Annotated in this window: 23 protein-coding genes and 1 pseudogene; 12 read left to right on the forward strand and 12 right to left on the reverse strand. The window is 70.1% G+C overall.

The features are described 5' to 3' along the window. Window positions 1–25: 25 nt before the first annotated feature. Together ACIQFX_RS09430 and ACIQFX_RS09435 are read right to left on the reverse strand one after the other, a co-directional pair. Window positions 26–247, reverse strand: a complete 222-nt coding sequence (locus tag ACIQFX_RS09430; protein WP_402460437.1) for a ferredoxin — start codon at window positions 245–247, stop codon at window positions 26–28. Continuing rightward, window positions 244–1,437, reverse strand: a complete 1,194-nt coding sequence (locus tag ACIQFX_RS09435) for a cytochrome P450 (RefSeq protein WP_402460438.1) — start codon at window positions 1,435–1,437, stop codon at window positions 244–246. The genes ACIQFX_RS09430 and ACIQFX_RS09435 overlap by 4 nt, the downstream gene beginning before the upstream one ends. Window positions 1,438–1,817: 380 nt before the next feature. Between ACIQFX_RS09435 and ACIQFX_RS09440 the strand changes: the two genes are divergently transcribed. Then, entirely contained in the window at window positions 1,818–3,701 is a 1,884-nt protein-coding gene (locus ACIQFX_RS09440; protein ID WP_402460440.1) for an APC family permease, read from the forward strand. Between the two features lie 428 nt (window positions 3,702–4,129). Here the strand turns inward: ACIQFX_RS09440 and ACIQFX_RS09445 are convergent, their stop codons facing one another. After that, entirely contained in the window at window positions 4,130–4,768 is a 639-nt protein-coding gene (locus tag ACIQFX_RS09445) for a GNAT family N-acetyltransferase (protein ID WP_402460442.1), read from the reverse strand. Between the two features lie 198 nt (window positions 4,769–4,966). On the opposite strand from ACIQFX_RS09445, the gene ACIQFX_RS09450 reads away from it, so the two are divergent. The 3 genes from ACIQFX_RS09450 (at window position 4,967) to ACIQFX_RS09460 (ending at window position 9,039) form a co-directional block, all read left to right on the forward strand. Continuing rightward, on the forward strand, window positions 4,967–5,692 hold the full coding sequence (locus ACIQFX_RS09450) for a DUF2238 domain-containing protein (RefSeq protein WP_402460444.1): 726 nt from the start codon (window positions 4,967–4,969) through the stop codon (window positions 5,690–5,692). Between the two features lie 282 nt (window positions 5,693–5,974). After that, a complete protein-coding gene (locus ACIQFX_RS09455; protein WP_402460446.1) occupies window positions 5,975–7,378 on the forward strand; it encodes a serine/threonine-protein kinase in 1,404 nt (467 codons plus the stop codon). A 251-nt stretch (window positions 7,379–7,629) separates the two neighbouring features. Next, window positions 7,630–9,039: an SMI1/KNR4 family protein gene (locus tag ACIQFX_RS09460; protein WP_402460448.1), complete on the forward strand. Its 1,410-nt coding sequence runs from the start codon at window positions 7,630–7,632 to the stop codon at window positions 9,037–9,039. Window positions 9,040–9,292: 253 nt separating this feature from the next. Here the strand turns inward: ACIQFX_RS09460 and ACIQFX_RS09465 are convergent, their stop codons facing one another. Beyond that, a complete protein-coding gene (locus ACIQFX_RS09465; protein WP_402460450.1) occupies window positions 9,293–10,420 on the reverse strand; it encodes an NADH:flavin oxidoreductase in 1,128 nt (375 codons plus the stop codon). Between the two features lie 118 nt (window positions 10,421–10,538). On the opposite strand from ACIQFX_RS09465, the gene ACIQFX_RS09470 reads away from it, so the two are divergent. Further along, complete coding sequence (locus ACIQFX_RS09470; protein WP_402460451.1) at window positions 10,539–10,973, forward strand: MarR family winged helix-turn-helix transcriptional regulator; 435 nt, start codon at window positions 10,539–10,541, stop codon at window positions 10,971–10,973. Window positions 10,974–11,046: 73 nt separating this feature from the next. On the opposite strand, the gene ACIQFX_RS09475 is transcribed toward ACIQFX_RS09470, so the two are convergent. Beyond that, window positions 11,047–11,400, reverse strand: a complete 354-nt coding sequence (locus ACIQFX_RS09475) for a hypothetical protein (RefSeq protein WP_402460453.1) — start codon at window positions 11,398–11,400, stop codon at window positions 11,047–11,049. 138 nt (window positions 11,401–11,538) lie between these two features. Then, window positions 11,539–11,919 carry an FKBP-type peptidyl-prolyl cis-trans isomerase gene (locus tag ACIQFX_RS09480; RefSeq protein WP_402460455.1) on the reverse strand — a complete coding sequence of 127 codons (381 nt, stop codon included), beginning with the start codon at window positions 11,917–11,919 and terminating at the stop codon, window positions 11,539–11,541. A gap of 100 nt (window positions 11,920–12,019) precedes the next feature. On the opposite strand from ACIQFX_RS09480, the pseudogene ACIQFX_RS09485 reads away from it, so the two are divergent. Together ACIQFX_RS09485 and ACIQFX_RS09490 are read left to right on the forward strand one after the other, a co-directional pair. Beyond that, window positions 12,020–12,229 (forward strand): annotated as a pseudogene (locus ACIQFX_RS09485) (hypothetical protein); the annotation flags it as partial. A 155-nt stretch (window positions 12,230–12,384) separates the two neighbouring features. Beyond that, on the forward strand, window positions 12,385–13,683 hold the full coding sequence (locus tag ACIQFX_RS09490; RefSeq protein WP_402460457.1) for a PQQ-binding-like beta-propeller repeat protein: 1,299 nt from the start codon (window positions 12,385–12,387) through the stop codon (window positions 13,681–13,683). Window positions 13,684–13,830: 147 nt separating this feature from the next. On the opposite strand, the gene ACIQFX_RS09495 is transcribed toward ACIQFX_RS09490, so the two are convergent. From ACIQFX_RS09495 to ACIQFX_RS09510, 4 genes are all read right to left on the reverse strand, one after another. Further along, on the reverse strand, window positions 13,831–14,205 hold the full coding sequence (locus ACIQFX_RS09495; RefSeq protein ID WP_402460459.1) for a hypothetical protein: 375 nt from the start codon (window positions 14,203–14,205) through the stop codon (window positions 13,831–13,833). Between the two features lie 221 nt (window positions 14,206–14,426). Further along, window positions 14,427–15,689, reverse strand: a complete 1,263-nt coding sequence (locus ACIQFX_RS09500; protein ID WP_402460460.1) for a ThuA domain-containing protein — start codon at window positions 15,687–15,689, stop codon at window positions 14,427–14,429. 104 nt (window positions 15,690–15,793) lie between these two features. Further along, window positions 15,794–18,043 (reverse strand): RICIN domain-containing protein, encoded by a 2,250-nt coding sequence (locus tag ACIQFX_RS09505; RefSeq protein WP_402460462.1) that lies wholly within the window; start codon window positions 18,041–18,043, stop codon window positions 15,794–15,796. A gap of 153 nt (window positions 18,044–18,196) precedes the next feature. Continuing rightward, complete coding sequence (locus ACIQFX_RS09510) at window positions 18,197–19,561, reverse strand: ricin-type beta-trefoil lectin domain protein (protein ID WP_402460464.1); 1,365 nt, start codon at window positions 19,559–19,561, stop codon at window positions 18,197–18,199. A gap of 467 nt (window positions 19,562–20,028) precedes the next feature. Between ACIQFX_RS09510 and ACIQFX_RS09515 the strand changes: the two genes are divergently transcribed. Together ACIQFX_RS09515 and ACIQFX_RS09520 are read left to right on the forward strand one after the other, a co-directional pair. Then, window positions 20,029–20,583 carry a hypothetical protein gene (locus ACIQFX_RS09515; protein WP_402460466.1) on the forward strand — a complete coding sequence of 185 codons (555 nt, stop codon included), beginning with the start codon at window positions 20,029–20,031 and terminating at the stop codon, window positions 20,581–20,583. A 194-nt stretch (window positions 20,584–20,777) separates the two neighbouring features. Then, window positions 20,778–21,035: a DUF6221 family protein gene (locus ACIQFX_RS09520; RefSeq protein WP_402460468.1), complete on the forward strand. Its 258-nt coding sequence runs from the start codon at window positions 20,778–20,780 to the stop codon at window positions 21,033–21,035. A 103-nt stretch (window positions 21,036–21,138) separates the two neighbouring features. On the opposite strand, the gene ACIQFX_RS09525 is transcribed toward ACIQFX_RS09520, so the two are convergent. Together ACIQFX_RS09525 and ACIQFX_RS09530 are read right to left on the reverse strand one after the other, a co-directional pair. Further along, complete coding sequence (locus tag ACIQFX_RS09525) at window positions 21,139–21,759, reverse strand: VOC family protein (RefSeq protein ID WP_402460469.1); 621 nt, start codon at window positions 21,757–21,759, stop codon at window positions 21,139–21,141. A gap of 285 nt (window positions 21,760–22,044) precedes the next feature. Beyond that, complete coding sequence (locus tag ACIQFX_RS09530) at window positions 22,045–22,437, reverse strand: hypothetical protein (protein WP_402460471.1); 393 nt, start codon at window positions 22,435–22,437, stop codon at window positions 22,045–22,047. A gap of 396 nt (window positions 22,438–22,833) precedes the next feature. Between ACIQFX_RS09530 and ACIQFX_RS09535 the strand changes: the two genes are divergently transcribed. From ACIQFX_RS09535 to ACIQFX_RS09545, 3 genes are all read left to right on the forward strand, one after another. After that, complete coding sequence (locus ACIQFX_RS09535; RefSeq protein ID WP_402460473.1) at window positions 22,834–23,268, forward strand: ATP-binding protein; 435 nt, start codon at window positions 22,834–22,836, stop codon at window positions 23,266–23,268. Window positions 23,269–23,429: 161 nt separating this feature from the next. After that, window positions 23,430–23,996, forward strand: a complete 567-nt coding sequence (gene sigK / locus ACIQFX_RS09540; RefSeq protein ID WP_402460474.1) for an ECF RNA polymerase sigma factor SigK — start codon at window positions 23,430–23,432, stop codon at window positions 23,994–23,996. Beyond that, complete coding sequence (locus tag ACIQFX_RS09545) at window positions 23,993–24,754, forward strand: anti-sigma factor domain-containing protein (RefSeq protein ID WP_402460476.1); 762 nt, start codon at window positions 23,993–23,995, stop codon at window positions 24,752–24,754. Before sigK ends, ACIQFX_RS09545 begins: the two co-directional genes overlap by 4 nt. Window positions 24,755–25,087 lie beyond the last annotated feature (333 nt).

Genomic DNA, 25,087 nt, shown 5'->3' on the forward strand with positions numbered 1-25,087 from the left:
GGCGTGTGGGCGACGGCGACGGCGGCTAGGAGGTGCCTGGCGCCGCTTCGTGGAAGGCGATCGCACCGGAAGGACAGACGCCGGTGGCCATGCGTGCGGCCGTGTGGTGGGCGGCGGGCGGTTCGGTGTGGAGGAGGAGTACGAGGCCGTCTTCGGGGTCCTGGTCGAAGACGTCGGGGGCGGTCATGGCGCACATGCCGGCGCCGATGCAGCGTTCGCGGTCGGCGGTCAGGTGGGGCGCGCTCACTTGGCGTCCCAGGTGACCGGGAGGCTCTTCACACCGAAGATGTCCGCGGTCTCGGGGCGCAGGACGACCTCGGCCGCCGGTACGGCGAGGCGGAGGGTGGGGAAGCGGTCGACCAGCGCGCGGAAGGCGACGCGCATCTCGACGCGGGCGAGTTGCTGACCCAGGCACTGGTGGATGCCGTGGCTGAAGGCCAGGTGTCCGGTGGCCTGGCGGTGGAGGTCGAGCGTGTGGGGGTCGGGGAAGCGGTCGGGGTCGCGGTTGGCGGTGTTGTAGGAGAGGACGACCGTCGTGCCGGCCTTGATGGTCCGGCCGTCCAGCTCGACGTCTTCCAGCGCCGTCCGGTGGAACGTCTTGGCGACGCTCAGATACCGCAGAAGCTCCTCCACGGCCCCGTCGGTCAGCGCGGGATCGGCGCGCAGCGCGGCGAGTTGCTCCGGGTTCTGGAGCAGCGCGAAGGTGCCGAGGGACAGCATGTTGGCCGTGGTGTCGAACCCGGCGGCCAGGAGGATGAGGCTGATGCCCTTCAGTTCCTCGTCGGTCAGGTCGCTGTCGGTGAGCTCGCTGAGGACGTCGTCGGTGGGGTGGGCCCGCTTGGCGGCCACCAGCTGCGCGAGGTACTCCTGCGTCGCGGTGTAGGCCGCGATCAGTTCCTCGTCGCTGACCTCCCCGCCCATGAACGCGTCGATCTGCTCCTGGAAGGATGCCCGGTCCTCGTAGGGCACGCCCAGGATCTCGCAGATCACGATGGTGGGGATGGGCTTCGCGAACGCGGTCACCAGGTCCGCCGTCGGCCCGGCCGCCTCCATGGCGTCGAGACGGTCGGCGGTGATCTGCTCGATCCTCTCGGTGAGCATCCGCATCCGCCGCACGGTGAACTTGCCGACCAGTGGCTTGCGGTAGCGGCTGTGCTCCGGCTCGTCCATGAGGAGGAACTCACCGGGTGGCGCCGGAGGAAGCTGGAAGTCGACGACGTTCATCAGATCCTTGCGCGAGCTGAACCGCGGGTCGGCCAGCACCGCTCGCACCATGTCGTACCCGGTGATCAGCCATCCGGGCTTTCCGCCGGGGTGCGTGTAGCGACTCAGGGGGCCGTGCCGACGGGCGTCGACCAGCTCGGCCGGAGGGTCGAAGGGGCAACCGGCCTGACGCTCCGTCGGCAGTGTCGTGGCGGTGTGGGGGGTTGCGTTCATGTCTCGTCCTCGTCTCGCGATATGACGTGTTCGAAGCTGACTGAAAGCTACGTTGCGTTCATAGTGACGTCAATTAATCTGTCGCGTTTCTGCAGGTAGATCGCGAGGAATTGATGCAATGACGCTGACGTTGAATGCAACGGTCTCGTTGCAACTGATGAAGGCGAAGGTAATGCTCGCGACCAGGACGGCCCCGCCTCCGTCCGAGGGGCCCAGGACGACCGGGCTGGGGTGCCCTCGGCCCTCCGCCGAGGACCGGCCGCGTCAGGAACGCGTGAAGAGTGGGCGCCCGGGCGCAAGGAACCTGACAGGAACGGCGGAAGTCCTCCGGTCGGGGCTCACGCTGAGCGGACGTGACCTGCTCGAAGGAGTCCGCCCACATGACCGCCCTGACCACCGACAAGACCACCGAGAAGGGTGCCGAGAAGGCCACCGAGAAGGGCGCGGTACCCGGCGCCGAAGAGCCTCCCGACAGCGGTGCACGGCACAAGCTGACGGCCGTCACGGGACTCGCCGCGCTCTCCCTCGACGCTATGGCCTCGGTGGCGTACGGCCCCGAGGCCATCGTCCTGGTCCTCGCGGCGGCCGGCGGATACGGGCTCGGCTTCACTCTCCCCGTCACCCTCGCCATCGCGGGCCTGCTGGCCGTCCTCGTGGCCTCGTACCGGCAGGTCATCGCCGCGTTCCCCGACGGCGGCGGCTCGTACGCGGTGGCCAAGGCGCACCTCGGCCGCCGCACCAGCCTGGTCGCGGCGGGTTCGCTCGTCCTCGACTACGTCCTCAACGTCGCCGTGGCCGTGACGGCCGGTGTCGCCGCCCTGACGTCCGCCTTCCCGGGGCTCTACGGCGACCGGCTGTGGATCTGCCTGGCGGTCCTCGTGCTGATCACGGGCGTGAACCTGCGCGGCATCGTCGACTCTGCCGGTGCCTTCATCCTCCCGACCGCCGTCTTCATCGGCGCGATCCTGGCGCTGATCGTCGTCGGCCTGTTCCGCGACGCCCCCGTCTCCACGGCCGCGTCCGCCGGACACGCCTCCGTCCTCGCCGACAACGCCACCACCGTGGGCGCCCTGCTTCTCCTGAAGGCGTTCGCCTCGGGCTGTTCCGCGCTCACGGGCGTGGAGGCGATAGCGAACGCCGTGCCTTCCTTCCGGTCCCCGGCCGCCCGCCGGGCCATGCGCGCGGAGGTCGCACTGGGCGCGCTGCTCGGCGTGATGCTGATCGGCCTGTCCGTCCTCATCTCGCGCTTCGGCCTCCAGCCCGTCGCGGGCGTCACCGTCCTCGCCCAGCTCGCCGACGCCTCCCTCGGCCACAACGCGGCTTTCTACGTCGTCCAGTTCGCCACCATGGTCCTTCTGGCCCTGTCCGCGAACACCTCGTTCGGCGGCCTCCCCGTCCTGCTGAAGCTCCTGGCCCGGGACAACTACCTGCCGCACGTCTTCGGCCTCAAGGCCGACCGCCAGGTCCACCGCCACGGCGTGGTCTGGCTGGCCGTCGTCTCGGCGGCGCTCCTGGTCTTCTCCGGCGGCGACACCAACACCCTCGTGCCGCTCTTCGCGATCGGCGTCTTCGTCGGCTTCACGATCGCCCAGACCGGCATGGTCCTGCACCGGCACCGCGAGCGCGGCCCCAAGTGGGCCGCGAAGGCCCTGCTCAACGGCCTCGGCGCGGTCCTGACCGGCGTCTCCGCGGTCGTGGTCACCGCCACCAAGTTCCACGACGGCGCCTGGCTGATCGTGATCGCCCTGCCCGTCCTCGTCCTCGCCTTCGAGGCCGTGCACCGGGCGTACGGCCGGATCGGCGAGCGCCTCGGCATCGGCCGCATCCCCGAGCCTCCGCACCGCGAACGCTCGCTCGTCCTGGTCCCGGTCTCCTCCCTCACCCGGCTCACCAGCGAGGCCCTCACGGCCGCCGTCTCCCTCGGCGACGAGGTCCGCGCCGTCACCGTCAGCCATCCGGACCCCGAAGACCTGGCGGCCACCGAGGCCCTGGAGCGCGACTGGGCCCTCTGGAACCCCGGCGTTCCCCTCGTCCGCCTGCCCTCCGAGCGCCGCTCCCTCGGCCGGCCCATCACCGCATACGTACGCGCCCTCCGCGACACCCAGCCCACCACACGGGTCACCGTCCTCGTACCCGAAGCGGAGCCCGAGCACCTCTGGCAGCGACTCCTGCAGAACCAACGGGGCGCGGTCGTCGCCCACGCCGTACGACGGGACACGGACGCCGTGGTGTGCCGACTGAGGTTCCGGCTCGGATCCCACTAGGCACTGTCCGGCGGACCGCACCTGGCACCTGGCACCGGATGCTGCAGGCGGTCCAGGCCCACGCCGACGTGCCCGGCCAGATCGACAGGGGCGTGGTCGGTGTCGACTCGACCTCCTGCAGGGCCCACCAGCACGCGGCTGGAGCACGCAAGGCCACACCGTGGGTTCCGAAAGAAGGGCGACGCCCCACAGAGACCGACTCTCAGAGTCCCGGGGCGGGAATGAAGCTCGGCCACCACTGGGGCACACCGTTGGGGCACGGAGGAGTGGCAGCGCCCTCCCAGAAGATCGAGATGACGCACCAGGCGACGCCGAGGAGCGTCACCGCGAGGGCAAAGGCATGGAGAAGGGGACGGTTCCCGAGAAGGGTGCCCACCCCGCCCCCACCGCACACCGCACACCGCTCGCCGCGCAACGGCGAGGCGCCTTCAGCGGCCAGGCACCCCGTCGGTGGCCGTCGGCCGGCCCAAGTGCCGGACGGGGCCCGGGTCGGGCACGGTCAGGAGCCGGAAGCCGAGCCGGTCGTAGAAGGCGCGGGCCGTGGTGTTCGCGCGCACCACGCACAGGTGTACGGCGGGGACGCCGTGCTCGTGCAATGCCGTGATCAGTGTGTTGATCAGGGCGCGTCCGTATCCGCGACCTTGCCATCCGGGCAGCAGGTCGATGTGGAGGTGGGCGGGGTACGCGGTGAGCTCGTCGAGGACCATGTGCTCGGGAGTGTGCAGGAGCCCCGCCATCACGTCGGCCGCGCCGTCGGAGGCCGCGTCGGGTGCTGGGAAGCGCTCCGCGACCAGGGGCAGCCACTCGGTACGGAACCGCTTCGCGAAGTCGGCGGTGTCGGGTGCGCCGAGGACGTAGCCGACGGCGCGCCCGGCCCCGTCGTCCAGTACGAAGGCGAAGTCCGGCTCCAGCTCCACGTACGGGTAGGCGAAGATCGTCGGCATCAGTTCCGGATCGGGGTAGATCGCGGAGGAGTCCTTGCCCTCGTCGGCCGTCTTCACGCATATCTCGGCGAGGTCGGCGCGGTCGGAGGCGCGGTAGCGGCGGACGAACGGTTCTGTCTGCATGACCGGGGACGATCCCACATGGGAGCGCTCCCGCACTGCCTTTCTCGCGGCTGGGGGAGGGGGAGACCGTCGGTTCGCTGGTCGACGTCTCGCAGTCCCAACCAGGTACTTGGATAAGGCGATTGAGTACGCGCACTCATGCCGGGACTTCGCGCGGGCCCGAGGATCAGGGCACACCCCAGGCACGAGGAGCCAGCGATGTCCGCCACCCGCCCGACCGTCACTCCCTCGTCGGCCACGGAGCCGAGCCCCGGGTCCACGCTGCCTACGCCCGGGTTTGCGCAGCCGACGCCCGGCTTCGCGGAGTCCGCCGCCGGTCGCCGACTGCCTGCCGCTCTCGCGCTCGCCGTCGTCGTGGCGCTCGCGGTGTCGGCGATCGGCGCGGCCGACCCGACCACCTGGCTGCTGGAGACGGTGTGGGTGATGCTGGGACTGCCTTTGGTGGTGGTGCTGCGTAAGCGGTTCCCGTTGAGTGGTCTGCTGTGCGGCCTGTTGGCCGTGCACGCGCTGGTCCTCATCGTGGGTGGGCACTACACGTACGCGGAGGTGCCGGCCGGCGACTGGGTGCGTGACTGGTGGGGCCTGGAGCGCAACCCGTACGACCGGTTCGGTCACCTGGTGCAGGGCTTCGTCCCGGCGATCCTGGTGCGGGAACTCCTCGTCCGCACCTCGCCGCTGCGCGGCAGCCGCTGGCTCGCCCCGCTGACCGTCTGCGCCTGCCTCGCCTTCAGTGCCGTCTTCGAGATGCTGGAGTGGCTGGCGGCTGTGACGGGAGGTCAGGCCGCGGACGCGTTCCTGGGCACCCAGGGCGATGTGTGGGACACCCAGTGGGACATGTTCTGCGCCCTGATCGGCGCCGTGTCCTCACTGCTCCTGCTCAGCCGCCTCCACGACCGGGCTCTCGCGCGTCGGCTCCGCGGCTGAGGAAGCGCAGGGCCGGCTGCGTGGGTCAGAAGCGGAACGGTTGTCGGTGGATTCTGGAAACGACCGCGAGCCGGCAGCCCTGAAAGTGTCGGCGAGAAAGGGGAACGGGCCGGTGCGCACCAATGGACAGCTTTGGCCGGATCAGGGCTCGACAGCCGGCACGAGGCTCCTGAGCATGGCGCAGGACGTTAGACGTCCACGGGGGATCCCTGGGGTGTGCGCATGCCGGGTGTGATTCCGCGGAGCTCGTTCGGTGCGAGGTGATGTGGGGGTTGGGCGGCCGTGAAGCGGATCGGCGACTACACGGTCGTTCGCCTGCTGGGCAGTGGAGGAATGGGATCCGTTTATCTGGCACGCTCGCGGTCCGGAAGGCTCGTGGCCATCAAGGTCATCCGGCCAGAGTTCGCCGCCGACCCCCGGTTCAGGGAACGCTTCCGCCAGGAGATCGAGGCTGCCCGCAAGGTCGGGGGCTTCCACACGGCGGCCGTGGTCGACGCCGATGCGGACGCCCCGCAGCCGTGGATGGCCGGCGCGTACGTCGAGGGACCGACCCTGCAGGCGGAAGTCGCCCGGCGCGGAGCGCTCTCCGAAGGGCAGCTGTGGCGGCTCGCCGCGGCGCTGGCCGAGGCACTCAAGGCCATCCACAGCCACGGTCTCGTGCACCGCGATCTGAAGCCCGCCAACATCGTGCTGGCCTCCGACGGCCCCCGCGTCCTGGACTTCGGGATCGCCCGGGCCTTGGAGGAGTCCCCGCTGACGACGGACGGCGTGGTGGTCGGCACCGCGGGGTACCACTCGCCGGAGCAGGTTCTCGGACGTCCGGTCACAGGGGCGAGCGACGTGTTCGCTCTCGGTGCGGTCCTCGTCTCCGCATCCGGTGGCAGCGCGTTCGGCCACGGAGCGCCCGCGGGCCTGATGTACCGAGTGGTGCACGAGGACCCGGACGTCTCCGGGGTGCCGCCGTCACTGCGGCCCGTGGTCCTCGCCTGCCTCCGCAAGGAGCCTTCCCGCCGCCCGAGCCCGCTCGAACTGCTCGACCTGTGTGCCGCACATGCCGGGGCCACGCCGACGCACGGCGACACGGTGCCGGACGATGTACCGCCCCCTCGCACCGTTCCATCGCCGCCGCCGCCGCCGTCCGAACCGCAGCCGCCTACGGTGACAGCGGAGAACCCTTCCCCTCCCCTGGCCGTGTACAGCGTTCGCAGGCCCGTCTGGTTCCTGCAGATCCTGCGCAACGCGCTCGGTGTGGCCGGACTCGTCGCCGGAGCGGTGCTGAGCGGCACGGACGCCTTCCCCGTCGCGGTACCGGTGACGTGCGGGATCGCCGCGTTCTTCCTGGCCGTACGGCTCCTTGGCCTGCTCGGCACGGCCAAGGACGGCCTCACCCTCAGCAGCCGCGGTATCGGACTGGGCCCGCCGAACAACCTCGTGGTCATGCCCTGGCACGAGATCAAGGCGCTGGAACTGACGCGGCACACCGGGTGGACGGAGCTGACCGTCCACCTCGACGTGGTGCGGCAGCTGCCCACGGGTTCCCACCACCCGACCTGGGTCCGCAGCGGCCGCGACGGTGTCACCCGGATCCGTACGCACAGACTCACTCCACTGGGCACCACGCCCCAACTGCCCTACGCCGTACATGAGTTCGCCAGGTGGCGGCGGATCCGGGTGAGTGAAGGCTGAACGGGCCGGTCCGAGTCGACCAGGGCTTCCGGTGAGGGCGACGGCAGGAGCCGAGGCCTACCCGGGACGAGGGCCGTGTAACGGTGTCCGCCGGGTCGGGCCCATCGGATGTCCGGGGCCCATCGAGTGTGCGGGGCCCACCGGGTGTGCGGGGCCCACCGGGTGTGCGGGGCCCACCGGGTGTGCGGGGCCCACCGGGTGTGCGGGGTACGCCGCCACCCGGTGTCAGCGGCTCCGCGTACGGTTTGCGCATGGTTGATCATCAGGAGACCCCCGCGGCATCGGTGGACGGCTTCGCGACCTGGGAACCGGTGCTGCGGCTCCTGCTGGCCGAACAGCGGCGGAAACATCCCGACGGGCCCGTCCGGGTGGCGGGACGGATCGGTCGGGGTGGTTGGAGTCTGGCGCTGAGTCGACGGAGGCCTCCGCGCGGCAGGGCCGCTCAGGTGGAGGACATGCAGGAGGAGTTCGACGCGGTGGAGCGGGTGCGGGGCGCGCTCGCGGATGCCGGGGTCGACGACGTCTCGTTCTCGGCGACGATCCAGCCGAACGGGAAGACCGTGCTGCGCCTGATGGGTCCCAGCCCCGCCGTGGAACCCGGCCTCGGCACCCCGCACCCGGGGGCGCTCATCCTGGTCGACGGGTCCCTCGCCGAACCGTGGCGCCGGTTGCCCGAGTCGGCCCCCGAGGCGTTGTCGGCGCCTTCGGTGGATGTGGAACTGCTGGAGCGGACGCTGCGCGAGCGCCTTCCGGATGCCATCGGTGCGACGGAGGAGGAGATCGCCGCTGCCGAAGTGCGCCTCGGCGTCGTCCTCCCCGACGAGCTCAAGGCGCTCTACCGGGTGACACGAGCCCGGTGGGAGGACCTGGGTGACGACTACGAGTCAGCGGGACGCGCGTGGAAAGCCGTCGGCTGCGAACTCTTCGACCTCGACGGCCTGTACGTCGCCGACGCGTCGTCCCGGCCCTGCCGCTGGGAGTCCGCGGCGAAGGAGGCGGTCGACACCCCACCCGATTCCACGGTGCAGGGCCTCGTCGGCTCACCGGGCTGGATCGCCTTCGGCGACAACGGCGGCGGGGACCGGCTGGCCGTCGACCTGACACCTGGCCCCCGTGGGTACAAGGGCCAGGTCATCATGCTCTCCCACGAGGAGAACACCGGCGCCGAACTCGTCGCCGACTCCCTCACCGACCTGGTCCTGGGCCGGCTCGCCACGGATCCGCCCACCAGGTCGGACGAGGACCGGCCGTCCGCCGTGGCCCGCGTCAACGGTGTGAGCTGGAAGAGCGTCCAGGCCGCGGCGCACCCCGGCCTGGAGGTCCTGTCCATCGGCTGGTGGGACGGTGAGCCGTTCAGCCTCGCCCCCGTCATCGGGCTGCCTCGTCTGCGTACCCTCACCGCCTACCCCGGCACCCTGGCCGACCCCCTGGAGATCGCCGAGCTCACCGGGCTGGAGTTCCTGGCGCTCGGCCCGGCCGACTGGCGCCGCCTCCTGGACGCCGGAGCCGTACCGCGCGGCCTGTCGGCCGCGGCCATCAAGACACTGCGCGACCACGACCCCCTGCCCATCGTGGCCATGGCGAACGAGATCCTGGCGCTCTGGGACCGGCCTCAGATCGTCCAGACGGTGATCGAAGGGGACCTTGCTCCTTTGGCGTAGCCGGCGAGACCGGGGGTGTCGCAGGCCTCCGAGCCTCGAACGTCGGCGAGCCTCGCAGGCCTGCGCGCCGCTCAGGCTTGTGGCCCGTTCACGCCTGCGCGCCGCTCACGCCTGGTTGGTGGCCCCCGCCTGGCTGCCGATGCCCTGCTTGGGTACCGACGTCCCGCTCGGGCGCCGACATCCCGCCGCCCGGTCGCGCGGAGCGCGCGACGGTTCGCCTACTCGGCCGGCGAACCGTCGCCCACAGGCGTCCCTAGCTCAGCGTCTGCACGGCGGCCGCGTCGTACGGCTTCAGCTCGTCGGTCCGCCCCGCGAGGACCTTCGCGGCCCACTCCGGGTCCTGGAGCAGCGCGCGGCCGACGGCGACCATGTCGAACTCGTCGCGCTCCAGGCGGTCGAGGAGCTCGTCGATGCCCTGGACGGGGGCGCCCTTGCCGGCGAAGGCGTGGATGAAGTCGCCGTCGAGGCCGACCGAGCCGACGGTGATGGTGGGCTTGCCGGTGAGCTTCTTGGTCCAGCCCGCCAGGTTCAGGTCCGAGCCCTCGAACTCGGATATCCAGTGGCGGCGGGTGGAGGCGTGGAAGACGTCGACGCCGGCGGCGGCGAGCGGCGTGAGGATCGCCTCCAGCTCCTCGGGCGTCTCGGCGAGCCGGGCGTCGTAGGCGTCCTGCTTCCACTGCGAGTAGCGGAAGATCACCGGGAAGTCGGCGGAGACGGTCTCGCGGACCGCGGCCACGATCTCGGCCGCGAACTTCGTACGGGCCACGGGGTCGCCTCCGTAGGCGTCGGTACGGCGGTTCGTCCCGGCCCACAGGAACTGGTCGATGAGGTAGCCGTGGGCGCCGTGCAGCTCGACGCCGTCGAAGCCGATGCGCTCGGCGGCCGCGGCGGCCTCGGCGAAGGCGCCTATGACGTCGTCCAGGTCACCCCGCGTCATCGCCTTGCCCGTGCCTTCGGTGCCGTCGGTGCGGATGCCGGAGGGACCCATGGCCGGGGCGTCCGCGTACGGGGCCTGGCCCTGCTTGCGCACCATGCCGATGTGCCACAGCTGCGGCACGATCGTGCCGCCCGCCGCGTGCACGTCCTCGGCGACCTTCGCCCACCCCGCGAGCTGCTCCTCGCCGTGGAACCGCGGCACGCGGTCGCTCTGCCCGGCCGAGTCGTGGCCGACGTACGTGCCCTCGGTGACGATCAGGCCCACGCCGGCGGCGGCACGGCGGGCGTAGTAGGACCGCACGTCCTCGCCGGGGATGCCGCCGGGGGAGAACATGCGCGTCATGGGCGCCATGACGATGCGGTTCGGGACGGTCAAGCCGTTCAGCGCGACGGGCCGGGACAGGATCTCGGCCGCGCGGGAGGCGGGGGACGCGGTGACGGTCACAGGGACGCTCCTCATGGCTACTACTTGACAATCTTGATGCTTGAGAACTTCATGCAATGGGGTGACGGTAGAGGGCCTTACTTGAGGTAGTCAAGTATCTCCGGGTAGGGTGACCCTCATGACAGAAGCTCCCCGCGTCGACACGGCCCAGCTCATGGAGCTGCTCTCCGTGTCGCTCGGCGTCTACTACGGTGACTTCACCATCGCGGCGGCGAGCGAGAACCTCACGGCGAGCCAAGGCAAGGCCCTCACCGTGCTCCGCCGCGGACCCGCCGCCATGCGCGCCCTGGCCGAGACCATGACCTGCGACGCCTCCAACATGACCGGGATCATCGACCGCCTGGAGAAGCGCGGCCTCGTCCGCCGCGAGGCCGACCCCTCCGACCGGCGCGTCAAGAACGTCGTCCTCACCCCCGAGGGCGAGCGCGTCACCGACTCCATCCGCGCCAAGATGCACACCACACACGAGGGCCTCGACCGCCTCGACGCCCAGGACCGGCACTCCCTGCACACCCTCCTGGAACGAGTCTTCGCCCCCGCACCCCCGACCTGAGCCTCGTTCCTCCCAGTCCTGGTTCCGGCACCCTCCGCTCTGCCCCGCTCAGGTGCCGGAGGGCGCCCGTGCCTCAGCGGAACTCGTGGACCACCTGGATCTCACCGACGATGTGAGCGTTGAAGTCATCAAGCTCCTCGGCCGGAACCCAGAGCTCGAGGATCGTCTGCCCACCCGCCTGCTGGACCGGATACCGGCTCAAGAAGTCCGACTCGACCTCGAAGCGGGTGACGAAGCCGGCGCCATCGTGCTTCACGTTCCAGTCCCGAGCGATCCTGATCGCGTAGTCCTCGTTGAGAACCGGGTAGAAGATCGGCTGCTCGGGCAGCCGGGGCGGCCAGGCGCGCCAGTTCAGGTCCCGGACCAGATCCAGCTCCTTGGGGCCGGTGGGGCGCCACAGGGTCGTGGTTGCTCGCTGGCTGGTCATGCGTAGAACTCTCTCCGTGCGTGTGGGTGACTGGGCCGACGGGGCCGGAGACCGGACGTTACCGGCACCGCGAACTCGGCATCTACGGAGTTTCCGCACCTGGCCGGCTCAATCGGCGAGGCCGGGGAGCAGCCGGCCTCAGACGGCGACGGAGAGCAGGTCCACCACGAAGACCAGGGTCGAGCCCGGCGGGATCAAGGGGGAGGGCGACTGGTTGCCGTACCCGAGGCGCGGGGGAATGATGATCTCGCGTCGACCGCCGACCTTCATACCCCTCACCCCGCGGTCCCAGCCCTTGATGACCCGGCCGCCGCCGATGGCGAACTTGAACGGTTGGCCCCGGTCCCAGGAAGCGTCGAACTCCTTCCCGGACTCGAAGGTGACCCCGACGTAGTGGACCTGGACAACCCTGCCCGGCTTTGCCTCAAGGCCGTCCCCGACGACGAGGTCGCGGAAAGTCAGCTCGGTGGGAGCGTCCCCCTCGGGGACGTCGATCTCGGGCTTCGTCGGTTCACTCATTGCAGCCTCACTTGCGCTCTGCCGGAAGTTCTCGCGTGGCCCCGCCGGGCGCGCCTGGCCGTGGTCACTCCACGTAGTAGATCACCATGCTGCCGGGGGACGCGGCAGCAACGGCGGCCGGTCCACCGGCTTCGACGGCGAGATCTACGAACGCCGCAACGAGGTCGAGCGGACGGTCAACCGGCTCAAGAACTCCCGAGCCGTCGCCACCCGCTACGACGAGCAACTCGTGGCGGCACGATCGGCCGGACAGGACCCGAGGCCGTTTCTTCGGCATCACCGGAACGGTGCTCACAACCGCCTTCGGTAGTCGCGAACTTGGCGCTCTTGAAGGTGTGGCTGATCAGTGATCGCATAGGCTGGGTGCCTTCGAAGGGGTGGCGAGACAACGGGTGGGGGCACATGTCGGCGAATTCTGACAGGGATACGGACGCGGTGCCCGGCCGTCGCCGCGGACGGGGCTGGGTGGCCGCCTTGGTGGGCGCGCTGGTCGTCCTGGGAGGCGGCGGCGTCATCCTCGGCGGCATCCTCTCCGACACGGGTCTACTCCCCGGCGACTCCATGGAGCTCGCCTGGCAAGCCCCGCCCGACCGCAGCGCCGCCGCGTACGGCAACGGCGACTGGTTCGTCGGCGGCACCGTCGTCCGCAGCCGATTCGACGCCGTCACGGCCTTCGACGCCGGATCGGGGCAGCGGCGTTGGGAGTACGCGGTGCCTGGCCGAGACGAGATCTGCGCCGTCAGCAAGGAGGCCGACGGCTCCGTCGCCCTGCTCGCCCACGGCGAGGCGCCGCGGGAGAAAGGCTGTGCCACCGTCACCGCCCTCGACCTGACCAGCGGCCGAGAGCTGTGGCACACCCGCCGCGCCGCGGAGACCGGTGAGCCGGCCGCCGTGCTCGACCTTGTCGCCACCGGTGGCGGCCTCGCGGTTGTCCGTGACGGCGACGACGACTGGCAGTACGAGTCGGCCGGGGCGCGCGACGTCCTGCGCGGCGACCAGGCCTTGCGCGCCTTCGACCTGCGTACCGGCGCTCCACGCTGGAAGGCCGCGGTGGCCGAAGGCTGTTTCCCGCACCGGGTTGCCGCCGCCGCGCGGCAGGTCGTCGCCGTCCTCGTGTGCGACCGCACCGAACTGAAGCTTGCCGCCTTCGACCCCGCCGACGGCAAGGAACGATGGACCGTCCCCATGGACCGGCGTTCGGTCGACGCGCAAACCGACGTGACGTTCATGTCCGCCGACCCGCTGGTCGTACGGGTCGTGGGAGCGCAGGCGAGCGGGCTGCGGGCCTACCTTGTGTTCGGTACGGACGGTCGTCCCCAGGGGCGTGTCGAGTTCGACGGCGGTGCGGGGAAGATCGACGAGTACGAGCCGGCCCGCGTGACCGTGGATCGGGACGGAGGACGGCTCCTTGCCGTCACCAGTACCCGGTGCCGGAAGTGGCAGTGCGACCAGGTCGTCGCCTTCGATCTGTCGGACGGCCGTGAGTTGTGGCGCACGGTCCTGAACAACCAGGACGAGGTACTCGCCCTGCGAACCGTCGGCGACCGGGTGACGATCCTGGTCGACCGTGGCCTCAAACAGTCGAGGAAGGAAGGGCTGTACGTCCTCGACGCCGCCACCGGCGACGAGGAAGACCGGCGCAGCTACTCGGAGGACGTCAACCACGACAAGTCCGTCGCCGATCTGATCGTCCACGACGACCTGGTCATCGCCGTGCAATGGGGCGACGGAGCGCGCCCCTTCACGGCCTACCGCCCCTGGTGATCGTCCGCGCTCACCAGCACGCCGTCGGAGCACATCGCGGGCATCTTCATCTGGTCCGCGATGTGCTCCGGAAGGAACGCCCCAGCACCCCCGGTGCCGCGGTTCCCGCCACCGACGCCACCGACGCCATCGACCGGGTCCGCTTGTTCAGCTGATGAGTGACTGGGTGAGCCCGGGGTAACGGCAGGTCAGCGAGTCTCCCGGCATGTAGATGCTGAAGTTGATGAGGGCGCCGGGTGCGGTGATGGGTTCGGCGAGGCACGTGGTGAGCCAGCCGGGTCCGTGGAGGGCGTGGTGCAAGGGGAGTTCGGAGCCGTCGTAGAAGGGGGTGGGGGCGGAGGCGTGGTCACGGTGGAGCGGTCCGGCGACGGGGTCGGCGAGGATGTCGCGTTCGAGACGGGCGAGTCCGTCGTTGTCGGGGCGCAGTTCCACGCTGTGCTTCAGCGAGGGCATCATGACCGGCAGCCATTGCGTCTCCCAGTCCAGTAGGACGTCGGAGCGGGCCTCTGGATCCAGAAGCATCCATCGCATGATGTTGGCTGGGGCCTGCCCGCGTGGAAAGAGTCGACGGAAGTCCTCGTTGCAGGCGATGACGTTGGACTCGACGTCTCGCGTGCGCGAGCATTCGGCTCGCCCGTTTCGCCCGTCGCGGCGCGCGGGTCGGCCCCCGCATCGGAGTCCCGTTCCGCCCCTCCGGGCGTGAGCTGGGACCTGACACGGGGGCCGGTGTAGACGTACCTCCGCTAGGGAGTCGCGGTCGGGCGGAAGCTCTGTGCGGGGGAGCCGTCGCAGATGCGTTGGACGAGCTGGACTCCGGTGGTGGTTCCGGTGGCGGTGAGGCACTTGCCGCTGTGGCGGGCGACGAGGTGGTGGCGGCCGGATGGTTCGCTCACGGGGAGCCATTGCTGGTTGGTGCCGCCCCCGTAGGCCCAGAGCTGGAGTGGCGCGCCGTCGGCCGCCGATCGGTCGGTGACGTCGAGGACCTGCTGCGGGGCGTTGCGTACGCCGATGCGGCTGTAGCCGTCGGTGGTGGGGGTGAAGCGGAACTGCTGGGCCTGGGTGCCGTTGCAGGTGTACTGCTGGACGGCGGTGCCGTTGGCCGTGCCCGCCGCTCGGGCGTCGACGCACAGGCCGTCGGACTCGGCGGCGAGGGTGTACCAGGAGTCCCCGGGGAACGGGCCGGGCGGGGTGGTGCCGACGCCGGCGAGCCACCGGAGGCCGTCGAGGAGGAGACGGTTCTGGGTGGGGCTCGCGAACGTCGAGGAGAGCCGCGTGTTCGTCGAGTAGTTCATGGCGTTGTGGCCGAAGTTGGCGTACAGCATGCGGTACTGGGTGTTGGTCCAGACGAGCGGGTAGTCACCGCTGTACCAGGACTGGTCGGGGTCGGTGCCCAGCGGGAAGCTGGAGGGGTCGACCGAGGCGAGCACCTTGATCGACGGGTTGGACCGCAGGTTGTTCGACCAGCTGTACCACTCGCTGACGGCCGAGGTCCACGTCGCGGGAAGTCCGGCGGCGGCCGGGTGGGAGCCGTTCTCCGTGCGGACGACGGCGGTGGTCGGCCCCCAGGTGTTGGAGCGGAAGTTCCCGCTGCCCAGGAACTGGTTGTAGTACCAGCCCCAGCCGGAGGCGTTCGTGGTGAAGGCCGAGACGTGGAAGCCGAGCCATCCTCCGCCGGCCCGCATGTAGCGTTCGAACCCGGCGCGCTGGGCGGCGCTCTGAGGGGCGTCGTCGAGGAAGAGGACGACGTCGTAGGCGTCCACGCCGCCGTTGGCGAGGAGGTTCCAGTCGGTGGTCGCCGTGTACGAGAAGTTCTGGGCCGCGGCGGTCCTGGGGAACCAGTCGTTCGCCTCCTTCACGAAGTCGATGTGGGCCGCGTCCCACGTGCCGTTGTAGAACGCGATCACGCGGAAGTCCGGCGCGGCCGGCGCCGCTCGGGCGGGCACGACGGCTCCGAGTCCGAGGACCAGGGCTATCAGAGCGAGAAGCCGAGGCGCGAGCCTGGGCATGAGCCGGGGTATGGACCGGGGCATCAGCCGGGGCATGGGCCGAGGTATGGGACTGGGCATCGGTCGGGGCCTCGGCCGGGCAAGGAGCCTGGGCAGGTGTCGGTTCACGGGTAGCTCACCAGGTTCGCGACGTTGGTGGAGGAGTTGGACGGGCCGCCGCGGTCGTTGACGACGTGGCGGATCGTGCCGGTGCCGCCGAGCGAGACGGTGACCATGTTCCGGAAGCGGACGTCGGGGCGGTTGGGCGCCTCGATGGCATGCTCGGCGGTGACACCGGGATTGACGTTGAAGTAGCAGTAGCTGCCGAGGCCGTACGCCTGGTGGTTCGTCACCGAGTCGGCGACCTTGTAGGCGGCGTAGCCCTGGGTGGTGCCGTTCATCCAGGCCGCCTGGTTGGGCGGGTCGTACGGCATCTCGTTCTGGTAGAAGTACGTGCGTCCCCGGTTGCCGTTCCAGACCGTCTGGTGCTTCTGGTAGTGCTCGACGAACAGGCCGTACATGGTGACGTCGTCGCCGTTGACGATCAGGCCCGTGTCGGCGGTGTTCACGGTCCAGCCCACCCCGGAACCGTGGTCGGCGCGCCAGACCCAGAGGTGGTCGCCGATGACGTGGTCGCTGTTGACGACCAGGCTGGTGGTGGCCTTGCCCACGCCCGCGCCGCCGACGCGGAAGTACACGTCGTGGAGCGACGTCGGGTTCGCCGCGTGGGAGGCGGACGATCCGGCGGGGCCGAGTTCCAGCAGAGTCGGCGAGTTGACCGTACCGGCGTCGAAGAGGACGCCCGCGATCTTCACGCCGTCGACGTCGGCGACGGTCATCGCCGTGATGCCGTTGTCGGGGACGAAGGTCGCGAGGCCGAGACCGAGGACCACGGTGTCCGGGCGGGTCACCCGCAGGGTCTGGTCGAGGTGGTACACGCCCGGCGTGACGAGCAGGTCCTTGCCCGCGGCCAGGGCGGCGTTGATCTGGGCCGCCGTCGCGCCCGGCTTCACGACGAAGAACCGGTCGATGCCGAGCTGCGTCCCGGCGGGAGTGCCGCCGGCCGTCCAGCTCGCGCCGGTCGAGTCGGTACGCGGGGCGGGCACGACGACCTTGTACGCGCCGGCGGCGTCCACGGTCAGGTACGGCTTCTCACGCACGACCGGGGAGCGGTCCACCGTCGTGTACGGCGGGTTCGGGAAGCTCGTACCGGGGACGCCCTGGCTGCCGACGAAGACCATGTTCCAGTTCGACCCCGTCCAGGAGCCGAGCTGCGAGTTCCGGGTCAGCCACTGCTGCTGGGTGCCGGACCGCACCTGGCCGTCGATCTTCGAGTCGGCCATGAACCCGCCGCTCGACCAACCGCCTTCGCTCAGCTCCAGGTTGCCGCGCACATGCATCCGCCGGTACGCCGAGGCCTGCGAGACCGCCCAGCGGTCGGTGCCGCCGGTGGGGGTGACGGAGAGGTTCTCGGCGCCCCGCCAGAAGTTCTGCGTCGCGTTCTGCGGCGGGAACCAGTCTGCCTCCACGTGCACGGCGCCGTTGATCGTCACGGAGTCGGGCGACGCGCCGAGGCCTACGACCTGCGTGTAGAAGCCGACGTTGACATCGTTGTTGTACGTGCCCGGCTTGAAGAGGACGGCGTACCGCTCCGTGCCGAACTGGTTCGTCTCCTGCCGCTGGAAGATGGTGTTCAGTCGGCTCTGGACGGTCGACGAGGGCATCGACGGGTCGAGGACGACGACGTTCGGCCCCAGGTCGACCTCGCCCGGCGCGGTGCCGACCGGCGCGATCCGGAAGCGCTGCGCGCCCGTCCCGTTGCAGGCGTACTGGACGAGCTGCACGCTGTCGGCGGTGGACGCGGCGGGCACGTCGAGGCACTTGCCGCTGTTGCGGTTGACCAGGCGGAACGTCCCGTCCCCCTCGTCGACGGCCCGCCACTGCTGGTTCAGCCCACCGCCGTACGTCCACAGGTGTACGGCGGCGTTGTCGGCGGTCGACACGTCGCTGACGTCCACGACCTGCGCCGTGTCGTTCCGGCTGCCGATCCGGACGTGCCCGTCCGACGTCGGCGCCACACTCCACTGCTGCGCGGTGGTGCCGTTGCACGCGTACTGCTGGACGACGGTGCCGTTGGCCGTCGCCGCGGCACGGGCATCGAGGCACTTCCCGCTGCCGGCGTTGACGACGGTCACCGTGCCGGTGGGTATGTCCGCCGAGGGCGCCGCGGAGGACGTGGGGGAGAGGGCGACGAAGGCCGACGACAGCGCGGCGCCCGCGACGAGGGCCGCTCCCAGGCGGCGGGGGCGCGAACGGGCGCGGACGGGGCGGGGAGGCACGGCGCTCCCCGGGTGGATGGTGGGCGGGGCGGACATGCGGGCTCCTTGACGACTACGGGGACGGGCGCGGGTACGGATACGGATACGGGGGGCTACGGCTACGGGCACGGGCGCGGGTACGGATACGGGCGGGGGCTACGGCTACGGGCGCGGGTGCGCGAGCAGGTAAGGCGAGGCCGGCGGCGCGAATCAGCCGTTGTACGCCGCGAGGATCCGGGTGAACTCCCACGCCTGCTGCCCGACCCCGGAGCAGGTGTCGGCGCCGCCGCCCGAGCACGGACGGTCGCGGTTGACGGACCAGAAGGTCAGACGGGCGAGGTGGCGCTGCTGCGCGTACGCGAGGATGGTGCGGAAATCGGCCTGGGTGATGGTCTCGCCCACGTCGGTGACGCCGTTCATCGAGGAGATGCCGGTGTGGCGGTAGGCCTGGTCGTCGCTGTAGCCGTACGCGTTCTTCACGGCGGTCTTGAGCCCCTCCGCCGCACGGACGGTGAGGTTCCCCATGTTCTGTCCGTTGCCGCCGAAGTTGAACGGCATGATGGTCCAGCTGTCGACCGTGAGACCCGCCGCGGCGGCGCGGTTGATGAGACCGGTGTCGGGGCCGTTCTGACCGGTGCCGAACGTGACGTACACCTTCAGCCCGGGGTTCGCGGCCTTCACGGTCTTCAGGGCGTCCACCGTGCGCTGCTGGACGGTGGGGCTGTCGTACGCCGCGGCCTCGATGTCGATGTCGATCGCCTTCAGGCCGTACGCGTTGATGACCTTCTGGTACGCGGCCGCAAGCTCACCGGCGCTGGAGCACGAACTCTCCAGCTTGTTCCCACTCCATCCACCGAACGAAGGAATCACATCTCCGCCGGCCGCCCGGACCGTGTTGACCGTCTGCTGGTCGACGCCGCCGACCAAGGGACGGCTGCCGTCCCACTGCGGGTTGCAGTACCCGTTGCTGAGGACGAACGCGAGCGTGAACCACTTGACCCCGGTCGCGTTCATCACCGTCGTCGGGCTCGGCGGGCTGCCCCATCCGTTGTAGAGATACGGAGCGACAGCCATGGAACCCCCGGGCGCCGGCCCCGGCCCACCGGCCGCCGGCGCCGTCCACTTCTGGTTCGCCCCGCCGGTACACGTCCATATCTGCAACCGGGTCCCGTTGACCGAGCTGTTGCCCGTCGCATCCAGACACTTGTCCGCCTGCGGATTGACGATGTCGCGCGCCGCCGTCACCGTCCACCGCTGCGCCGCGGAACCATTGCACTCCCACAACTGCACAGCCGTACCACTGGCCGTTCCACCCGACGTCACGTCCAGGCACTTGCCGAGCGCCTTGATGCTCCCGTCGCTGCCCACATCCCAGCTCTGGGCGGCAGTGTCGTTGCAGTCGTAGATCTGAACGGCCGTCCCGTTGGCCGGGTTCGCCCCCGCCACGTCGACGCACTTGCCACCGATTCCGGTGATCCGGCCGACAGCGGCCTCAGCAGGGGCAGTCACCGCAGCGAGACCGCCGGCGGCGAGGGCGAGGGTCGCCAGGGTGACGGGCAGACGTGTTCGTTGCATGGGAATCCTCTCGGGTGGGGGCGGCTCGTCGGAGAGACGGAGCGCCGGAGGAGTACTGGGCCAGGATCGCGTTCATGGATATGAACACCTTCCGACTTTCTGAGCGATGAAAGTAAAGGTATGAACCAGACGCGTCAAGACGTCGCACGTTCAGCCCTTGAACGCACAACGGCCCAGATCTCTTGGGAGGTTGAGAAATGCGGAGGGCTGAGGTGAAGTCTTGGCGACAAATGTGCGCGAACGTCATTCAGGCGGTGTCGCGGGGTAAGAGGCATCCCTGGTCGTACGTCGAGGCTCATCGTCCATGGACCAGAACGCACGGCACTGCGCGCTTGCACGCGCCATCGGGACCACGGCAGGCCTGCCTCAACGCCTCAACGCCTCAACGCCTCAACGGCTCAGCGTCGAGGCGATCTCCACAGCTACGCTTCTCGGAGCAGTCGCCAGTGAGTGAAACCGGGGGAGCCATGAACCGACCACTGCTGTTCCTCGACGTGGATGGGCCCCTCAACCCCTACGCGGCCAAGCCGGAGAGGCGCCCGGACGGGTACACCACACTCAGAGTGCCCTTGGAGAGCGGGGCCCATGAGAATGACCGGGGGTTCCTGTCCCGTCGGCGCCAACTGCGGGTCTGGCTCAACCCGGAGCACGCACGATTCCTCCTCCGCCTTGGCTTCGAGCTGTGCTGGGCCACCACATGGATGGATGACGCCAACCGATGGATCGCGCCGGTGCTCGGCCTCCCGGAACTTCCCTTCGTCGACTTCGGCGACGTCCTGCTCCAAGAGCGACCGGACGGAGTCCACTGGAAGACCGCTCCTCTGGTGCACTACGCCAGCGGCCGTCCTTTCGCCTGGGTGGATGACGAGCAGAGCGAGTTGGATCAGGCGTACGTGACCGCCCACCATCGAGGGTCCGCGCTCCTCCACCACGTCAACCCCCGGGTGGGACTTCGAGAGGGCGACTTCCACACGCTCGCCGACTTCGCCCGATCCCTGAACACTCCACAAGGAACCGAGTGATCACATCGCCGTCGCTTCGGTCGGCTGCGTACCTCGGCGCTGCGATCACCGCAGGACCGAACAGCCCTGAGGACCTGCAGTCAAAGCGTGACCGGCTGACCGGCTGAGCGGACGACGCCTGTGATGACATTGGCATGCGCCGACAGGTAAAACGGGGCCTTCCAGCTCTGGCATCAGCACGCGAAGATCGTCCCATGGGCGACCTTCTCAAGTTCATGCACGCCCGGTACGAGGAAGGCAACCACGCCTACGCCGAAGTGGCCTGTCGCTTCGGCGGCGAGGCCATCCTCGGCAGTCACCTGCCGATGCTCGACCTGATCGACATGCTTGCGCAGGACTGCGAGGCCATGGACCCCCAAGACCCGCGCTTCGCCGGGCTCACCTATGCGCTCCGCGCGCTCGCGCAGTCCTATGAGGAGCATCCGGATTACCGAGAGGAATGGCGTCCCTAGTACTCCAGCCGCCCTGCATCGCCCCAGGTCAGACACCAAAGTCCTGCTGGAGTGTTAGCCAGGAAACCTCAGCCGGCTGCTCCCGCGGGGCAGTCGGCCCTGGTCAGATCGTGACCGGGCCGTGGGCGGTGGCGAACTCGACCGAGACCAGGCCCGGTTCCTCATCCTCGGCCCAGGTGACGTCGATCTGGTCGAGGGGGTGGTCCGCCGGTTCGCCGAGGAATTCGGCGATGGAGGCGGCGTCGCCTGCGATGGAGACCCCGTGGATGGTGGTGGAGGTGCGCGGGTCGGCGCTCGGGCGCTCCTCGATGGGGACCAACCACTGCAGGAAGTAGGGAAGTTGCGGGTCATCCAGCAGTTCCAGGAGGCCGATCTGCTTCCATCTCAGGTCGAACCCGTCGGGGCGGACACGGTGGCCCTCGGCCGAGGTGCGGCCGAGGCGGGCCTCGACCGGGGCGATGTCGTCGACGGAGACCACCCAACCGAGCCAGCCGCCGCCCTCGGCGGCGCGGCGCGCGACCGCCTGGCCGAAGGGTGCGCGGTCGGCGGCGGGGTGGTCGAGTGTGGTGACGACCTCGACGTAGGTGCCGCCGCTCAGCGGGAGAATGAAATTACGGGTGCCGAACCGCGGGTGCACGCCCCCGTCGACGAACCCGGCGCCGAGGGCCGATCCGATCCACTGGACGGTCGAGACGAAGTTGCCGCGGGCCACTGCGTAGGACACGTGATCAAGTCGCACTGCGCCATCATCACCCGACAACCCGTCCACATCCCGACGCCACGCCTACCGTCCCGGCCGCGTCCGCCGTGGATTCAGCCGTGGAGCGGATCGACCATCGTCATCCCGGCGGGGAGGCCCGGTCGAAGCCAGGTGGCTTTATCGACGTCACACGACAGCAGCTGTCGACGACCTTGGGAGGCGCTCACCGGCCCGGACCTCGATGTGGACGAGACTGAGGACCGGGCTCTGGGGCCTGGTCCTCAGTCGTAGGAGTTCGGGGTCCGCCGTTCACCGGTGGTGGCAGTCCCAGTGGCCCTTCACCCAGTAGTGATCCCAGTGGGCGGGGACGTAGACCCACTTGTACGAGTGCTCGTGGCTCCAGTAGCCCCGGTGCCAGTCACCGTGCTTGTCGTGATGGCCCGGGTGCCACGTCTTGTGGTGGACCCGCTTCTTCTCCCAGTGGCCCTTCACCCACTTCTTCTCCCAGTGGCCCTTCTTCCACTCGCACCGGTCGTGACGGTCGTGGTGGTCGTGACGGTCACCGGCCACGACGGTCGAGACGGATGTGGGCGCGGGTGCCGCGGTGGCCGTGCCGGACATGCCGAGCGCGGCGCCGCCGGCCAGCAGTCCCGCCGCCGCGGCACTTGCCACCAGACGACGGGCGCGCATGGACGCGGTCATCGGACGCACCTCCCTCGATTGATCGACTGCCGGAGCACGCCGAGCAGATGCCGTGTGGTTCGAACGGATGCTTCGCCGTGCGGGGTCATGAGGGATTCGGAGCTGCCCCGCCGGCAGATGAAGAAGCGCCGGAAAACATCTTCATCGGGGTCGAACAGGCGCGGGGCGGAAGAATCCCCCGCGGGGCCGGACTGAGGATCAGGGCCGGGGAAGGGCCGAGGCCGGCGAGTGGGAGAACGGTGGTGGGCCGGGCGGGCGAAGCCTCGGCACGGGGACGCTGCCGAGGTCGGGACGAATGGGTTCTGGTGCGGAGTGCCCCCATGACCGATCCGTCATCCGTGCTCGGAGCGGCTACGAATCCCTGACACAGGAACCCCTCGCCTCCAGGGAGCGGTCATGACCATCACCGCACCACCCTTGACGCCCAGCGCGACGTGCCTTGTCGTGGCTCTTCCCTGGGGGCTGCGAAGCCCGGCTGTCGCCCGCCGCATCGCGGCCGGATGGCTGGAAGCGACCGAGTGCACCCGGACGGCAGACGCCGTCCTGATCGTGTCCGAGCTCGTCACCAACGCCGTCCGTCACACCCGCGGCCCGTGCCTCCTGACCCTGGCCGAGCACGGCGGGTCCTTGGACATCGCGGTCAGCGACCACAGCGAGGACATGCCCGACGTCCACCGGCCCGCGAGTGGCGACCAGCGCGGCGGATTCGGCCTGGAGATCATGCGCCACCTGGGAGATTCCCTCAGGGTGGTCCCCCGTATAGGCGGCAAGACCGTCCACGTCGCACTGCGGGCCCACACGGTGGCACACGACGACCGGAGGCCATCCTGATGGCCTCCGGCCCCGAACCCGGACTCACCCGGCCGGAGCGGCCACGCTGCACGACCCCGCCGAAGACGGCAGAGTCGGACGAGTCGCGCCGCCTGAGCAGGGCGACTCCGTCGCACACCCGGGCGACCGACCACCAGAGGCACGATGACGGGGGACGACCATTGCCTCACCCGTCCGAACCGAACGCCCCCCTCGACACGCTCCTGCTCCGGGCGGCCGACGGCGACCGAGAGGCCTTCGCCCACGTCTACGACGCACTGGCCCAACCGGTGATGGGGCTCGCCTGCCGGATCCTGCGGGACGCCAGCCAGGCAGAAGAAGTCACACAGGACGTCATGATCGAGGTGTGGCGGACAGCGGACCGCTTCCGGCCCGACCTCGGAACGGCGAAGGCATGGGTCCTCACCCTCACCCATCGGCGCGCCGTGGACCGGGTGCGCACCGTCCAGGCGAGCAAGGACCGCGAAGTGCGCGCCGGGATGCTGTCGCCCGACCGGGACTTCGACCAGGTCGCCGAGACCGTCGAGAGCGACGACGAACGGCGCCGCGTCCACCACTGCCTGGCGGCCCTGGAACGCCTCCAGCGCGTGCCGCTGGTGCTCGCCTACTACCAGGGCATGACCTACCTGGAGGTGGCACGCTCCCTGTCCACCCCCGAGGGAACGGTGAAGTCCCGCATGCGCAAGGGCCTCGAACAGCTGCGCGCCTGCCTGGAGGCCGGATCATGACAACACCAGAAGATCCACACCTCGGCGCCGCGGCATACGTTCTGCACGCTCTGCCCCCCGCGGAGGAAGCCGCCTTCGAGAATCATCTCGCCGGCTGCGAGACCTGCCGCCAGGACGTCGCCGAGTTCAAGCAGACCGCCGCCCGGCTCGCCTCCGCCGAGGCCGCCCCGGTACCCGAGGGGCTGCGTGCGCGCGTCATGGAGCAGGTCTCCCATACTCCGCAGGACCGGCTCCGTCACGCCGCCCGACCCCGTGGCGGCTCCCGCGGCGGCACCGGCTTGCGTCTTGCGCTCGCCGCGAGCATCGTGGCGGCGGCCGTGCTCGGTGCCCTCGCCGCCCTGGAGCACACGGACGCCGAGGAGGCACGAGCCCGGGCGGCACAGGCCCAGGAGCAGGCCCGCACCGCGGGCGGAACCTTCGCGGACATCCTCACCGCCCCTGACGCCACCGTGCACGCCGGTGGACTCTCCGACGGAGCCAAGGCGGCCGTCGTCGTCTCCCGCGAGCAGGCCCGGGCCGCGTTCACCGCCCGCGACCTCCCGACGCTGCCGAGCGGCAAGGCGTACGAGCTCTGGTACGCCGACAAGGCCGGCGACCTGCGCCCCGCGGGCCTTCTGGACGACACCGGCGACCGGGCGACACGTATCCTCGAAGGCCCTCTGGGCAACGCGGTCGCCGTCGGCATCACCGTCGAACCCGCCGGCGGCTCCGCCCAACCCACCACCGAACCCCTCGGCATCATCTCCATCAGCACCTGAGACACGAGCGAACCGAGCACACCTCGACCCGGTACGAGGAAGGTCCGGACGGCCGGGCCATGACGTCGCGTGCACTTGAATGCGTTGGGCCCGATGATGGCGCAGCTGCCCCGGCGGGCGCCTCGGTGTTCACGCCTTTGTGGCCCCGGGTGTGCGCTGGGCGACAGGGCCGTTCGCTGGGTCCTCCAGGCTGGTTCCTCCACCATTCCGGGGTCATGCGTTCCCACTGCCGCATGACGCGCCGCGCACGGAGTGTAGGCCTCTCCTCACCCTCCAGACGTACGGATCCGGTGAGCGCCCGCAGTTCGTCCTGGGCCCGGCGTGTGTCGGTGA

This window comes from Streptomyces sp. NPDC093089 (assembly GCF_044754405.1).
In the GTDB taxonomy this organism is placed as follows: Bacteria; Actinomycetota; Actinomycetes; order Streptomycetales; family Streptomycetaceae; genus Streptomyces.

What these genes read in the sequence shown, in the direction of transcription:
- ACIQFX_RS09535 (WP_402460473.1), top strand. Translation starts at nt 22,834, where the DNA reads ATGACCATCACCGCACCACCCTTGACGCCCAGCGCGACGTGCCTTGTC.
- ACIQFX_RS09520 (WP_402460468.1), top strand. Translation starts at nt 20,778, where the DNA reads ATGGGCGACCTTCTCAAGTTCATGCACGCCCGGTACGAGGAAGGCAAC.
- ACIQFX_RS09500 (WP_402460460.1), bottom strand. Translation starts at nt 15,689, where the DNA reads ATGCCCAGGCTCGCGCCTCGGCTTCTCGCTCTGATAGCCCTGGTCCTC.
- ACIQFX_RS09480 (WP_402460455.1), bottom strand. Translation starts at nt 11,919, where the DNA reads ATGAGTGAACCGACGAAGCCCGAGATCGACGTCCCCGAGGGGGACGCT.
- ACIQFX_RS09435 (WP_402460438.1), bottom strand. Translation starts at nt 1,437, where the DNA reads ATGAACGCAACCCCCCACACCGCCACGACACTGCCGACGGAGCGTCAG.
- ACIQFX_RS09510 (WP_402460464.1), bottom strand. Translation starts at nt 19,561, where the DNA reads ATGCAACGAACACGTCTGCCCGTCACCCTGGCGACCCTCGCCCTCGCC.
- ACIQFX_RS09515 (WP_402460466.1), top strand. Translation starts at nt 20,029, where the DNA reads ATGAACCGACCACTGCTGTTCCTCGACGTGGATGGGCCCCTCAACCCC.
- ACIQFX_RS09450 (WP_402460444.1), top strand. Translation starts at nt 4,967, where the DNA reads ATGTCCGCCACCCGCCCGACCGTCACTCCCTCGTCGGCCACGGAGCCG.
- ACIQFX_RS09445 (WP_402460442.1), bottom strand. Translation starts at nt 4,768, where the DNA reads ATGCAGACAGAACCGTTCGTCCGCCGCTACCGCGCCTCCGACCGCGCC.
- ACIQFX_RS09530 (WP_402460471.1), bottom strand. Translation starts at nt 22,437, where the DNA reads ATGACCGCGTCCATGCGCGCCCGTCGTCTGGTGGCAAGTGCCGCGGCG.
- ACIQFX_RS09475 (WP_402460453.1), bottom strand. Translation starts at nt 11,400, where the DNA reads ATGACCAGCCAGCGAGCAACCACGACCCTGTGGCGCCCCACCGGCCCC.
- ACIQFX_RS09505 (WP_402460462.1), bottom strand. Translation starts at nt 18,043, where the DNA reads ATGTCCGCCCCGCCCACCATCCACCCGGGGAGCGCCGTGCCTCCCCGC.
- ACIQFX_RS09440 (WP_402460440.1), top strand. Translation starts at nt 1,818, where the DNA reads ATGACCGCCCTGACCACCGACAAGACCACCGAGAAGGGTGCCGAGAAG.
- ACIQFX_RS09470 (WP_402460451.1), top strand. Translation starts at nt 10,539, where the DNA reads ATGACAGAAGCTCCCCGCGTCGACACGGCCCAGCTCATGGAGCTGCTC.
- ACIQFX_RS09495 (WP_402460459.1), bottom strand. Translation starts at nt 14,205, where the DNA reads ATGCTTCTGGATCCAGAGGCCCGCTCCGACGTCCTACTGGACTGGGAG.
- ACIQFX_RS09545 (WP_402460476.1), top strand. Translation starts at nt 23,993, where the DNA reads ATGACAACACCAGAAGATCCACACCTCGGCGCCGCGGCATACGTTCTG.
- ACIQFX_RS09460 (WP_402460448.1), top strand. Translation starts at nt 7,630, where the DNA reads ATGGTTGATCATCAGGAGACCCCCGCGGCATCGGTGGACGGCTTCGCG.